Raw genomic sequence first — 12,390 nt, forward strand, 5'->3', positions numbered from 1 at the left:
GCTTAAGTGCACTTTCTGTTCCGTTGCTCCCCAAACCCCAGATTCTGCCGAGGAGAACTGCGTCCACTTCGCCTTAGAAAAGCCTTCGGACTGCGGACCCTTTTATGCCAAGCCCCGTAGTCCAACGCTGAAGCTGGTTTTGGAGTCGATGACCGTTCACACTATCAAAGCAGTAGAAATCAAATCTGAGCAGCAAAAAGTGTGGGTGCGAACAGGTGCCCAGGCTAAAAAGAGCAAGTTGACTTTTCTCTCTGAGGAATTCTAACAAGGGGTTATTCACGCTGCATCTTCGAAGCAAGCTCGACTACCTTGGGGGCGTTCATTTTAGCCCTGAGTACACGGTTCTCGTTCAATAGCACCTCATTAATGGATGCGAGATTGGCGACCTTGGCCCGCAACTCCTCTATCTCCTGACGGTAGGCTGCGGACTTCTTGCGCTCGGCAATCAAGTCCTGATGCTTCACATCTCGCATGGCTCGACTGGAGCGCCCCTGAGCCACGCGGATAGCCTCGGCAATTTCTGGGTAGTGGTTATGGATCAGCGCCGTCGAGACGCCCGCCTCGCGGGCGACCGCAGCAATGGTAACCTTGGTTTCCCTAGTGTGGGCGCGCCCCTTTTGAATGCGGTAGAGGGCTAGCTTCAGATCCTTTTCACGATCTGTGGCCAGCTTGTAGTTGGATGACTTGTCCTTGGGCTTCATGCGATCAGGGTCTCAGAGGCCATGCCCAACTGGAGCAGTACGTCCCGGCAGCGATTCAGGTCGCGCTCAACGCGTAGACGGCCACCTTCACCAATATCCGGGCATTGCAGCAGCTCTTTCAGGTCATTGTAGAGGCGCTGATAGATGGGCAGGTGGTGGCGCCCTATAACGGCATTGTTGCAGTTTCCACAGCGGGTACGCTCAAGAGTATTACCGACGCAATTGTCATTGTCGGCAGTGCACCAGGCATGGCCATTGCTACGAATCGCGGTGCTTTCGGTAATGGACTTCAGCATCGAGGAGTGATCTTTGAAAATCAGGAGATTTTGCGGTTCCCGCTGCCACTGCTTGAGTGCGCGGCCGTAGCCTCCGGCCAGAGGAGCGTCACCCAACCAGTCGTCGGTTACACCAAGCTTGATATCTTCCAACTCCTCCTGGATATCTGCGTACAGATCAAGGTCCAGGTGGTGTCCCCAACTGTCATCCATGGCGTAGCCCAATGTCATGTCCAGTGACCAGTGCGCGTAGTGCTCCTTGAGGTAGCGCAGGTCTCCGAAGCGGCTGTGTGCGGCATAGTTGGCAAACTTGCGGCGGAACTGGTGGCTGGCGAGATTCCAGCTCAGCCCGCAGTCCTTGGCGAATGCCTTTAGGTAAAAGTCAAAAGACCAGTTAGAAAGCGTGCGCACTTGGGTGACCTCTCCCGAGACTACGCTGAGAAATAGTGCACGGCGGTGTTTGCAGGCCTCGGCGATCTGTGGATCATGCGGGTTGGTGCGGCGCCGCTGCTCGATCTCGGCGGTGATCATGGTCTGATAGGGCGCGACCCAACGCTCCATCAGGCGCAGGGTACGCACGGCAGCCTCAGGGATCATCCAATCATGGGTACCCGCATCGGTCTTATCCGACCGTGAGCGCATCCAGTGGTAGACTGTGCCTTCATTGTCCTGAGTGCGGTGGTGCGCGCCTGATTGTAAGTTGGCCAGCTCATGGTTGCGACAGCCGGAGGTGCTAGCCAGGACGATGTAGCAGGCCGTGCGCAGATCGATCACCGCTTTGTTGAATACCTTTAGACCACTCCCCCAACCAAGGGCGCTCAGGTGGCGGTTCTTGGCAGCAATGACAGCCTCGCGGCACTGCCCCTTTCGCTGCGCCGCTAGTGCGTTCAGCGCATCGCGCATGTCAAGCAACTGCTGGCCACGCTCAACCTGCTGATAGGCCCGCTCGAACAGAAAGCAGAACACATCATCAGGGATCAGCGGCGTCCTGCTGCTTTGCTTGTGGCAGGCTCCGCTACCGGTAAGCCCCGCCATCGCCTTCGCGGAAGTTTCGGGCCAGGGATGCTGCGGCATCTGGTCGTCGGTGTACTGGCTGAGTTCATGAAGCGCTTCGACGGCCTTGAAACGGCTATGCAGCCCATGCTGCGATAGCGGTTTGCCTTTGAACCGGCTGGTCTGCCGGTACGCCTTGCAGGCGGCCACATAGTTAACGCAGATCATGGAGGTCACCGCACCGAGGTGATCGAGCTTGAGCGCTTCTAGGTATCGCAGGAATGTCAATAAAGCAGAGAAAAAACCTCGCATCATGCGGCCCTTTGGCCGACCCGAGCCGCGACGCCCACGTCGTAGGTAACGGTACAGCATCGCTTTCATCACCGCCCGAAACACCGACGGCACTCTGCTGAAGTCCAGCCGTTTCTGGTTGGCTGCAGCGTTGCTGCTGAAGCCGTCGAGTTGCCAGATGTTGTCGCCGTAGCGGCTGAGGATGACCCACCGTCCATCGACCTGAATAGAGGTAATGATCAGGGCGTCGCGTTCGGATTTGTGGAGCCCACGCACATCGCCTGGCTGGGCGGCGAGGGAGGGGCAGGCTAGCGCCGCTAGGGTACTGTCGCTCATGCAAAAACCTCCAAGCTGTCGATCAGATCAACCGACCAGAATGGGTGTGGCTGGGAGCGGGCGCGTTCACGAGCGGCCTCCACAGCAGCGGTCTTGAAGGTGCCGCGCCGCAGCCCCTCGGCAATGATGTAGTGGTCGATCAAGCGCGGGATGTGGGCGTACTCCTTTGCCCAGCGCCGTTTGTCCATGCGCGATCGCTCGACCAGCACGCGGAAGTAGAAGCTGAACAGCTTGTATAGATCCTCGGCGGTTACCGCATAGTGCTTGCAGCGCAGGCAATTTATGAAGTTCATGCAAGTTGCACCCTCTCGCTTCGGGGCGTATTGGCCGTGCAGCAGGTCGGCACAACGGCCCATCGGGGTATCCTTGTAGGTCGCACCGATGGTACTAGTCAGTAACTCCTGCACCAGTACCTCGCCCATGAACTGCCAGTTACGACGGACATCCTCGCTGGGTGCCAGGTAGTTTTGGCCGGCCACCTGCAGGGTATTGCCGAGGGCCGCGGCGGTGGCTACCAGATCGCCGTCGGTCAGCTCGAAGATGCGGTTGGCGAAGGTCTTGCGCAGACGTGAAATATTGATACGTAGTGGTTTTCCGTTGTTATCGGTCAGACCATGCTCGGTTACGAGGCGGTTGGTCGCCAACCCCAACATTCCTGAGTTCAACGCTGTGACTTGACCGATACCCTTGCCGTTGCGAGCACGATACAGCCACACACGGCCCTTGAGGTCGTTTGGGGCTTCTATATCCAATGGCCCGGTCAGGGCCATCACTCGGCGGATCAGACGCTCTACGTTAGTTCTCAAACTTGGTGTGGACTCCAGAAGACGCTCGGTGTCCGACTCTGCGCGCAGTGCAACTTTGCTGGTGTTGTAGCCGCGCCGCTTCCACAACACCAGGAATACGGTGTTGTCCTTGGGGTGAGGGCGCAGACAATCGCGTCTCATTTCCAGCAGCGGTGTGGTATTGCGCCCGGTGTGCAGCGCCACGGCCAGCAGCGCGAAGACCAGCAGTTCGCCGGTCACGGGCGCGTCGTCGGCCCAGATTGGCTTGATTTCCTGCCGCAGCGCGGCTGTGAACGCTTGTCGCTCGTGCTTCGACAGAGCCGTCTCACCCTTAGCTTTGCGGTGGCTATTCGGGAAAGGATTACGCGGGAAGGTAGCTGCATCGCCGGAGGTGATCAGGGGGATCAGCCCACGCTGTCCCAAGGCTAGCAGCACAGGCTTGGTTTGCGTGTAGACGCTTTTCTGAGTGATAGTAGCCCAGCCGAGCCCGGCCAGATGGCCGAGATAACTGTCAATCAGATCCCGGTTCACATCAGCCAGGACCAAGTTACGGCCAAAAGCCATTGCACGAAGAACACAACAGTCAAGGAAATGGCGCATCCCATTCAAGCAGTAGCTAGCTATGGTGCTACTCGTAACAGCACCCTCCTGGCCGGAGAGGAAGCGCTCGATCTGGCGATGGCAGGCGTAGGTGATGGGGTCGATGCCGGCGCCGTACCAACGGACAAAGTCGAATCGACGGCTGTTGAAGCTGTTCCTCCCAAACTCGACCGTAGTGTTTTTCGGAGGGATGGCCTCGGGCAGAATGAGCACATTGCCTGCCGCGTCGTGGCTGTGCTCGACTTGTGAGACGCTGAGGTCTGTCTTGCCAAATACTTTGCGCTTGCCCATCAGGCCGCCCCTGCCAGTGTATTCAATTCATCGTCATAGGCCAGCACCGCCTCGTCGGCCATTTCGTTGACCAAGTGCAGGTACACCATCGTCGTCTGAATCGAACTGTGGCCGAGTTGTCGTTGAACGAAAACTAGAGGATCCAGGCCGTTCGCACGGTTACGCTGAAGGCTGACCAGGGTGTGGGTGGCATAGGAGTGTCGGAGCATGTGCGTATGGACCTTGATTCCAGCTCGCTTGCCAGCTTCGCTGATGATCCGGTTGATACTCTTGCCGTCTTCACCATAGGGTTCCCCTGCTTGGTTGAGGAACAGTGTAATTTGTGAGGTCTTGTTCTGCGAAGCACGCTCTCCGCGCACCTTCGTGACGTAACGATAGAGTTCGGCCATGAACTGGCGGCTGATGTAAATTTCTCGTGGTTTGCTGCCCTTGGTTACCATGCCACTGCCGTCGAACGGATCGAGGCGAATACGGACGTTGCGTTCGGTTCGTACTTTCTTGTCCGGGGCGAAGACATAGGTCAGCGGGAAGGTGGCGATTTCCTGACGACGCAGACCCGTATGCAGTGCAAGGCGAATCATCATCTGGTGATGAGGGTTCTCTACTGTGGCCAGGAGCGACTTGATCTCGCTGATGCTCAGGAACTTGGGCAGGGCCTTGTGGCTGCGTGGCATTACATCGTTTGCAATGGCTTTTCCGCCACTGGTATCTACATGCGCAAGGAAGCCTGTTCCGCGCCTTACGGTGCGTTCTTCATAGGCGAAGGGCAGACGCTTAACCCACCCTTCCTTCAGTGCGAACTCGTAGAACTTGCAGATGTAGTGCAGGCGCTGGCGAGTAGTATTCGGTGCCAGTTCGCATGCCACCAGGCAGTAGTCACGATAGGCTGCTACAAGGCTCTTGGCTTCGCCACGATCCACATCGCACCAGTCAATCTCATGAGCCTGGAGGAAGCTGAAGAAGTCGTACAGTGCTCGTCCGGTGCTAGGCCAGGAGCGGCGAGAGCCAATGGCCCCGCGAAGCAGGTAGTGACGAAAGAACTGATTGGCCGGGACGCAACTCTCCATTGTGTCCCGAAGCAGAATGGGAAACCCCGGATAAGGCTGCCCGGCGATCACCATATCCTCAGTAGCCCACACAATCTCCATTTGCCGCCCCCTGCACAGATCAAACATCCAATCCCTTTGTCTGTTCTGACAGAGCTAGGGCCATAGGACTGACCCTCAGGCTTTATCTCAGCACCATGCCTCTGAGTTTCTAAGGGACTGTTCCTAATATGGCAGAGATATAACGCTTTCCAAGTGCCAGATCATAGGGCATTCCTGAGAGTTTGCAGGTGGGCGACCTGGTGGCTGAAGTCAACGCTGGAAAGGCGTTGCCCGGACAAGGGTTGCAGGGCCTGTCTGATGGTGTCGACAGGTTGTTGGCTGAGCTGGGCGAGCACGTCCCACTGGGCCTGCGGTGCCAACTGCTCGAAACCGGGGTGGCGGCGCCGCGCTCGACGTCGGATATCCAGTTGCAGGGCATGCAGCAAGGCTTGGTGGCCGCCGTGGCGCAACAGAAAGTCGGCGCTGGCGCGCAAGTGTTCGAGCAACTGGCGCCGGGCCTTGGGGGCTGGTGCAAGCAGAGGGCCTTGACGCGTGCCAGCCTGCCAGAGCCACAGGCCGAGCAACAGGGTCAGGGCCACCAGGGCCTGGGGGAAATAGCGCCAGAGCAACTGCCAGAGGCTTGGATGGTCGGTATTGAACAGCAGGGTCACCGCGGTATCGGTGTTCAGGTACCACAGCAGCCAGGCGTTGTCGTACAGGCCGATGGCCGGTGCTTTCCAGATCTCGGCGTCGGTGAGCACGGTGACCGAACCTTCGCCGTAGTCGAGCTGGATCATGTGGGTGGCACTGCCACTGTTGGCCCAGGACTGCGCAAGGCTGTCCGGATCGTCCAGGTGGAAGTCGGTGTCAAAGCCGATGTAGGCCGGCGCCTGTTCGTCCTCCAGGTAGACCTTGGTCAATTGCGGAAAGGCGTCGTCGGCCTCCGGCTCCGGCGGTTCCTCGAGGTCCTTGCTCAGCAGCTGGTGGATTTGCACCCGGTCCAGCAGCAGGTCGCCGCTCTGCTCGGTGTCCGGGTCCCACAGGGCTTCGGCGACAAACACCAGGCGGCCGCCGGCGCGGGTCCAGTCCAGCACTTGGTCGACCTGGCGCGGGCTCATGTTCGTGCGCTCCCCCAGCAACAGCAGGCTGTTGCCGACGGGTTTCAGGGTGGCCAGCACTTCCAGGCCATTGGCGTGGTCTACCTTGAGGCCGCGCGCGCGCATGAACATTTCTGCCGCCAGGTAGGGGTTGGCACGGGCTTCGGGAGAAGGGCCGTGGTCGACCATTTCCTGGTAGGGCGTGGCCTGTCGGTACAGGTAGTAGCCGCTTGCACCCAGGATCAGGGCCAGCAGCAACGCCAGGGCGCCCCACAGATAGCGCTTCATGATTGCGCTCCCGGGCCGAACAGGCCGCGCCAGCCATTGCACAGTTGCTGTTGCAGTGCGCTGCCCGGTACCTGATGACCGTAGGCCATGTTCTGCCAGTGACGGGTCAGGCTGACGCTGAACGCTTCCAGTTGCGGCTGTTGCAGGTCCTTGATCCGCTGCAGTACCTGGCCTTCGGTATCGGCCACGCCGAGGGGCAGGTGATAGTCCTCCAGCAACCGGCTGAGCAGCGCTCGGTACAGCAGGCCCAGGGCCTCCCGGGGCTGGCTGGCCCAGAGCTCTTCGGCGCGGGCTGCGACATCGGCGGGCAGGCTTTCGCTGCTGACTTCCAGGCCGAACAGTTGCTGGGGCCTGGCCGCGGGGCGCTTCTGGCGCGGTCGTGGCCGGCGGCCGACAAAGGCCTGCAGCCAGTCGCGATAGCGCCAGATCAACCAGCCCAGAGCGCCGAGCAGCAGCCCCCAGAGAAGGATTTCCAGGCCCTTGGCGAAACCGCCGAAACTGTCCTGGCCGAGGCGTTCCAGCAGGTTCTTGAGCCATCCTGGCGGCTTCTCTTTGGCATCCTTGTTCGGTGGTTGTTCATCGCCAAAACGATAGCGAGTCACCGACTCCTGATTCTTGAACGGCGGGGCGTCCAGGATGCTCTGGATGCTTTCCTTTGAAGCCTTGCTGGTCAGCGGTTGCTGCAGCAAGCGTGGGGCTTCGGGGCCGGCCACCGAACTGCTGGGCGTTGCCGCCCAGAGCGACTGGCTTGGCGCCAGCAGCATCAGGCCTGCCACCAGCACCAATGCGGCGGCACCTGCCAATCGCTGGCGCAGGCGCCGGAAGACCAATTCGATGTCCCAGGCTTCCAGTTCGGTTCGGCGGTTGAGATACAGGCTGAAACCGCAGGCCACGTAGATCGGCTCCCAGATCACCAGCACCAGGGCATAGAAGACGTTGGTCAGGTGTTCCAGCCATAGCCAGTCCTGTTGGGCCGCGAGTATCAGGGTCTGCCAGTTCCAGTCGAGCTCGATCTGCTGGGGCAGTAACAGGTAGAACAGCACCAACAGGCCGATCCACAGTGCGCCCTCCAGGTGCATGCCGATCAGGGTCAGCCAGCGCGCGCCTCCGGCATTTCTCTGCAGCAGCACCGCCAGGCGCTGTTGCCGGGCGTCGCCGCCGAGGCCTTCGAGCTGGACCACCGGCATGATGAAGCTGCGACTCATGCTCAAGCGTCGCCAGGTCAGGCTGGCCAGCAACTGGGGCCTGAGCAGCCGTGGCCATTGCCTCAGGGCCTGGCCCAGGCTGGGTGTTTCGCCGAACAGCGCCTTGGACAGGATGTACAGCGGCAGTCGTTCGAATGCCGGCTTCAGCCACCAGAACAGCAGCACCGCAAGCGTCGGGGATTCCCACAGCAACAGGCTGAGCAGGGCGAACACCGGCAGGCTGACGATGGCCCAGCTGGTCATCAGCAGTCGGCGATGCTGCTGGCTCAGGAGTATGCCCAGGTCCATGGCCTCCCAGGAGCTGCGTGGGCGGATCACGACGCTGGCATCACTCAGGCGCATGGGTATCTCGTCCGGCCAGGGTCAGGTAGGCGATCACCAGGCTCCAGAGCGCAGTGCCGATGCTGTATTTGATCCACGGTGCTGGCCAGGTCAGGGAGGACCAGTAGGCTTCGACAAAGGCGGCGATCAGCAGAAACACAATGACCCCGTAGATCAGTTGCACGCTGACCCGCGCCGCCTGCAGCAAGGCTTCTGCGCGGGTCAGGCGGCCGGGGGCGATCAGCGCCCAGCCCAGTTTCAGCCCGGCGGCACCGGACAGGGCGATGGCGCTGAGTTCAAAGGCGCCATGGCCGATGACGAAGGGCCAGAAGGTCTGGCCGAAGCCGATCTGGGTCAGGTGGCCGGCGATGGCGCCAATCATCAGGCCGTTGAAGAACAGGAAAAACACGCTGCCCAGGCCAAACAGCAGCCCGCTGGCGAAGGTCTGAAAGGCGATGCCGATGTTGTGCATGATGTAGTAGCCGAACATCACCCAGTCTTCGCTCGAGGCGCGCTCGGCGGCCCGTCCCAGGCGCCCCGCGGCAGGGTCGTACATGCTTTGCATCTGTGTCAGTTGCTGGGAGTCCACCAGGCTGTAGATCAGGTCGGGGAACAGGTACACCAGCACACCGATGCCCAGCAGGCTGCCGAAGAACAGCAGGCTGGCAATCAGCACCAGGCGCCATTCCTGGCGCACCACACGGGGGAAACCGGCCAGCACGAAGCCCAGCAGGTTGGCACTGATGGCCGTGCGCTGGCGGTACAGCTGCTGATGGCCGCGCAAGGCCAGTTGCTGCAGCGGGTCAACCAGGTAGCTGCTGTAGCCTCGCTCCTGGGCCAGGGCCAGGTGCTGGCACAAGCGCCGGTAGTCCTGGACGAAGGTCTGGCAATCCTCGGGTTTGGCCCGGCGGCGTTCCAGTTGCTCGAGCAGCTGCTCGAAGTGCTGCCATTGCGCCTGGTGCCGGCTTTCGAAAAGGCTTTGCTTCATGTCGTTCCCAGTAGGCCGCGGGCAATGCCATTGAGTTCGGCAACGGCTTGGTCGCCGGGCACGTGCAAGGGTTGCGCGAGGATGTTCGCCAGCTCCTGGGCCCGCTCGCTCGACAGCTGGCCCTGGCGTTCGGCGAAACCGAGGATCGCTCGTTGTTCATTCAGGCTCAGGGCGAAGGGCGCGGAGCGGGGGACGGCGGGCGGCAGGTCCGGTCGCTTGACCGGTTGCTCGCGATAGATCACCAGGGTGCCCGCGGCCAGGTCGCCGAGGCGCTTGAAGGTCGGATGCTGCAGGCAACTGATGGCGCCGAGGAAATAGCCGAACGGCAGCATGTCGGCAAAACGTAACAGGTTGCGGGTCAGGGAGGCGCTCCAGCCGATGGGGGTGCCGTCGTCCTGCACGACTCGCAGTCCCATCAGTTGCTTGCCGGGAGAGCGGCCCTGATTCAGGACTTCGAACAGCACCATGTACCACCAGCTGACCAGGAACAGCAGGATAGAACCGATACCGACGCCGATCTCGCCGAAAAAGCCGAGGACGATAAACAGCAGGCCGAGCACCAGAGCGCGGACGCCCAGGTCGAGGCTGAAGGCCAGGCTGCGCACCAGCAATCCTGCCGGCCGCAGGGGCAGATCGATGCCCTCGGGGGTTTCCACCTGATACCGCGTATCCAGCGGTGGGTGCAGCGGTGCGTTCCTTGGCGTTGCTGTCATTTCAAGCATGGGGGAGGTGTCGGCTTGACCTGGTAGAAAAAAATCCAGCGCCGATGCTAGCAGTGTCCGGGGGGCAAACGACATCATTAACTACGATTTAAACCGCCCCTGCCGCCGGGTACGGGCACGCGCGGCTGGCCCTGGCAGCGCTTGAGCGCCTAGACTGCGGCGGTCTTTCAGTTCAGGAACAGGCCGTGACCTCCATCTTCTGGTACGACTACGAAACCACCGGCATCAATCCGCGCAGCGATCGACCGCTGCAAGTGGCCGGTATTCGCACCGACCTGGCACTCAATGAAATCGATGAGCCGGTCAACCTCTATTGCCAGCCCAGCGACGACATCCTGCCGCATCCGGCAGCCTGCATGATCACCGGCATCACCCCGAGCCGGTTGGCCGAGCAAGGCCTGGGTGAGGCCGAATTCATGACTCGGGTGCACGCCCAGCTGGCGCGCCCGGGAACCTGTGGTGCCGGTTACAACACCCTGCGCTTCGACGATGAAATGACCCGCTACAGCCTGTATCGCAACTTCTTCGATCCCTACGCTCGGGAGTGGCAGGGTGGCAACAGTCGCTGGGACCTGATCGACGTGGTGCGCACCGCCTATGCGCTTCGCCCCGACGGCATCAACTGGCCGCAGGAGCAGGGGCAGGTGACCTTGAAGCTGGAGCGGCTGACGGCGGCCAATGGCATCGACCACGGCCAGGCCCACGATGCCCTGTCTGATGTCCGGGCGACGATCGCCCTGGCGCGGCTGATCCGCGAGAAGCAACCCAAGCTCTATGACTGGCTGTTCCAGCTGCGCAGCAAGCAGCGGGTCATGGATCAGGTTCGCCTGCTGCAACCCATGGTGCATATTTCCGGGCGTTTCTCTGCGGCGCGGCACTACATCGGGGTGGTCTTGCCCCTGGCCTGGCATCCACGCAACCGCAATGCCCTGATCGTCTGCGACCTGCACCTGGATCCGCAAGGCTTGCTCGACCTGGATGCCGAGAGCTTGCGCCAGCGTTTATATACCCGCCGGGACGACCTGCTCGAGGGCGAGTTGCCGGTGCCGTTGAAACTCATCCATATCAACCGCTGCCCGGTGGTGGCGCCATTGAACGTCTTGCGTGACGAAGATCAACAGCGGCTGCACTTGGACATGGAGCTGTATCAGCGTCGAGCGGTGCTTCTGAGGGAGGCTCAGGAAGTTTGGCAGGATAAACTTCCAGTGATTTATGGGCCCGATGAATTTGCTGCCAGCGAAGACCCGGAGCAGCAGTTGTACGACGGCTTTATTGGTGACCGTGATCGGCGCTTGTGTGAGCAAGTACGCGAAGCTGATCCGCTGCAGTTGGCCCGTGAACAATGGCCATTCGATGATGAGCGCTTGCCTGAACTGCTCTTTCGCTACCGGGCTCGCAACTTTCCGGCAACATTGAGTAAGGCCGAGCAAGAGCACTGGCTGGGCTTTTGTCAGCAGCGTTTGCTTGATCCGCAATTGGGTGCGCCCAATACCCTTGAAAGTTTCCGGCAGGCGCTTGAGCAAGCGTTGTTAAATGCCGACCCGATGCAGCGCCAGATTCTGGATGAGTGGCAGCAACATGTTGCTGCCCTGGCCCAGCGCCTGGCTCTTTGAGCGCGCGCCCTGGCCCTTGAACAGATGGCCAGGGCATAAAAAAACGCCAGCGAACTGGCGTTTTTTCTGCCGGGCGGCAAGAGCCCGGGCGCTCAGCTGTGAGGCTTAGCCCAGAAGGGTTGCCCAGCCTTCAACCACATCGCCACCCCACTTGGCTTTCCACTCTTTCAGAGTCTTGTGGTTGCCGCCCTTGGTTTCGATGACTTCACCGTTGTGCGGGTTCTTGTACTGTTTAACTTTACGCGCGCGCTTGGTGCCGGTGGTTTTTACGGCTGCGCGAGGCGCTTTAACTTTCGAGTCCGGATCCAGCAGGGCGATGATGTCGCGCAGGGACTTGGAATACTCGCCCATCAGAGTGCGCAGTTTGCCTTCGAACTCCAGTTCGGCTTTCAGTTTGTCGTCTTGGGACAGGTTCTTCAAACGCGCTTGCAGTTCTTTGATTGCTTCTTCTGTAGCACGGTATTCGTTGATCAGGGACATGAGGACTACCTTATTGGGCGCTGAGTGGCGGGGTGACAGTGTCGCAATAATAGTCAGGGAGTTTGAGCAAGTAAACATAATACCGATGTTTTATTTGTCTCTCTTAGTGTGTTTAGGCGTAGAAATCATTTCGCTATTTAATAGGTGGGCGTACAGCATTGCGATATTCGCAAATTAGTTAAGCGCTATTTGCAAGTCGCGACCTGTGCGCGGTGAGTCGTGCTCGATAAGCCGGTTTCGGGTGCGCTGCCAGTCTAACCAAGGCATGGGGGCGCAATGAATACTGCAGTTTTTTCCCGTAATCGCTAGAATGGCG

The 12,390-nt window shown here is 60.2% G+C and carries 10 protein-coding genes; 1 reads left to right on the forward strand and 9 read right to left on the reverse strand.

All coding sequences use genetic code 11. From position 1 onward, the window contains the following. Positions 1 to 272 precede the first annotated feature (272 nt). From U873_RS0102695 to U873_RS0102730, 8 genes are all read right to left on the reverse strand, one after another. Positions 273 to 701 (reverse strand): hypothetical protein, encoded by a 429-nt coding sequence (locus U873_RS0102695; protein WP_025126770.1) that lies wholly within the window; start codon positions 699 to 701, stop codon positions 273 to 275. Continuing rightward, positions 698 to 2,596, reverse strand: coding sequence for an integrase (locus tag U873_RS0102700; RefSeq protein WP_025126771.1), 1,899 nt, complete (start codon positions 2,594 to 2,596; stop codon positions 698 to 700). Before U873_RS0102700 ends, U873_RS0102695 begins: the two co-directional genes overlap by 4 nt. Further along, complete coding sequence (locus U873_RS0102705) at positions 2,593 to 4,272, reverse strand: hypothetical protein (protein ID WP_025126772.1); 1,680 nt, start codon at positions 4,270 to 4,272, stop codon at positions 2,593 to 2,595. Before U873_RS0102705 ends, U873_RS0102700 begins: the two co-directional genes overlap by 4 nt. Further along, positions 4,272 to 5,420, reverse strand: coding sequence for a tyrosine-type recombinase/integrase (locus tag U873_RS0102710; protein WP_025126773.1), 1,149 nt, complete (start codon positions 5,418 to 5,420; stop codon positions 4,272 to 4,274). Before U873_RS0102710 ends, U873_RS0102705 begins: the two co-directional genes overlap by 1 nt. A 161-nt stretch (positions 5,421 to 5,581) precedes the next feature. Continuing rightward, a complete protein-coding gene (locus tag U873_RS0102715; protein WP_025126774.1) occupies positions 5,582 to 6,745 on the reverse strand; it encodes a DUF4350 domain-containing protein in 1,164 nt (387 codons plus the stop codon). Next, positions 6,742 to 8,292 (reverse strand): DUF4129 domain-containing protein, encoded by a 1,551-nt coding sequence (locus tag U873_RS0102720; protein ID WP_025126775.1) that lies wholly within the window; start codon positions 8,290 to 8,292, stop codon positions 6,742 to 6,744. Before U873_RS0102720 ends, U873_RS0102715 begins: the two co-directional genes overlap by 4 nt. After that, a complete protein-coding gene (locus U873_RS0102725) occupies positions 8,279 to 9,259 on the reverse strand; it encodes a stage II sporulation protein M (RefSeq protein WP_025126776.1) in 981 nt (326 codons plus the stop codon). The genes U873_RS0102720 and U873_RS0102725 overlap by 14 nt, the downstream gene beginning before the upstream one ends. Further along, complete coding sequence (locus U873_RS0102730) at positions 9,256 to 9,981, reverse strand: RDD family protein (RefSeq protein WP_025126777.1); 726 nt, start codon at positions 9,979 to 9,981, stop codon at positions 9,256 to 9,258. Before U873_RS0102730 ends, U873_RS0102725 begins: the two co-directional genes overlap by 4 nt. A 185-nt stretch (positions 9,982 to 10,166) precedes the next feature. Here U873_RS0102730 and sbcB point away from each other — a divergent pair, with 185 nt between their 5' ends. Next, a complete protein-coding gene (sbcB, locus tag U873_RS0102735; protein ID WP_025126778.1) occupies positions 10,167 to 11,594 on the forward strand; it encodes an exodeoxyribonuclease I in 1,428 nt (475 codons plus the stop codon). A 105-nt stretch (positions 11,595 to 11,699) separates the two neighbouring features. Here the strand turns inward: sbcB and mvaT are convergent, their stop codons facing one another. After that, the gene (mvaT, locus tag U873_RS0102740) at positions 11,700 to 12,074 is read right to left on the reverse strand and encodes a histone-like nucleoid-structuring protein MvaT (RefSeq protein WP_025126779.1); all 375 of its coding nucleotides are present in this window, start codon (positions 12,072 to 12,074) and stop codon (positions 11,700 to 11,702) included. Positions 12,075 to 12,390: the final 316 nt, after the last annotated feature.

This window comes from Pseudomonas sp. PH1b, from assembly GCF_000633395.1.
Classification (GTDB): Bacteria; Pseudomonadota; Gammaproteobacteria; order Pseudomonadales; family Pseudomonadaceae; genus Aquipseudomonas.

Excerpts from the sequence above, each read along its gene's own strand:
- U873_RS0102730 (WP_025126777.1), bottom strand. The coding sequence starts at position 9,981 with ATGCTTGAAATGACAGCAACGCCAAGGAACGCACCGCTGCACCCACCG.
- U873_RS0102700 (WP_025126771.1), bottom strand. The coding sequence starts at position 2,596 with ATGAGCGACAGTACCCTAGCGGCGCTAGCCTGCCCCTCCCTCGCCGCC.
- U873_RS0102725 (WP_025126776.1), bottom strand. The coding sequence starts at position 9,259 with ATGAAGCAAAGCCTTTTCGAAAGCCGGCACCAGGCGCAATGGCAGCAC.
- U873_RS0102705 (WP_025126772.1), bottom strand. The coding sequence starts at position 4,272 with ATGGGCAAGCGCAAAGTATTTGGCAAGACAGACCTCAGCGTCTCACAA.
- U873_RS0102710 (WP_025126773.1), bottom strand. The coding sequence starts at position 5,420 with ATGGAGATTGTGTGGGCTACTGAGGATATGGTGATCGCCGGGCAGCCT.
- U873_RS0102695 (WP_025126770.1), bottom strand. The coding sequence starts at position 701 with ATGAAGCCCAAGGACAAGTCATCCAACTACAAGCTGGCCACAGATCGT.
- mvaT (WP_025126779.1), bottom strand. The coding sequence starts at position 12,074 with ATGTCCCTGATCAACGAATACCGTGCTACAGAAGAAGCAATCAAAGAA.
- U873_RS0102715 (WP_025126774.1), bottom strand. The coding sequence starts at position 6,745 with ATGAAGCGCTATCTGTGGGGCGCCCTGGCGTTGCTGCTGGCCCTGATC.
- U873_RS0102720 (WP_025126775.1), bottom strand. The coding sequence starts at position 8,292 with ATGCGCCTGAGTGATGCCAGCGTCGTGATCCGCCCACGCAGCTCCTGG.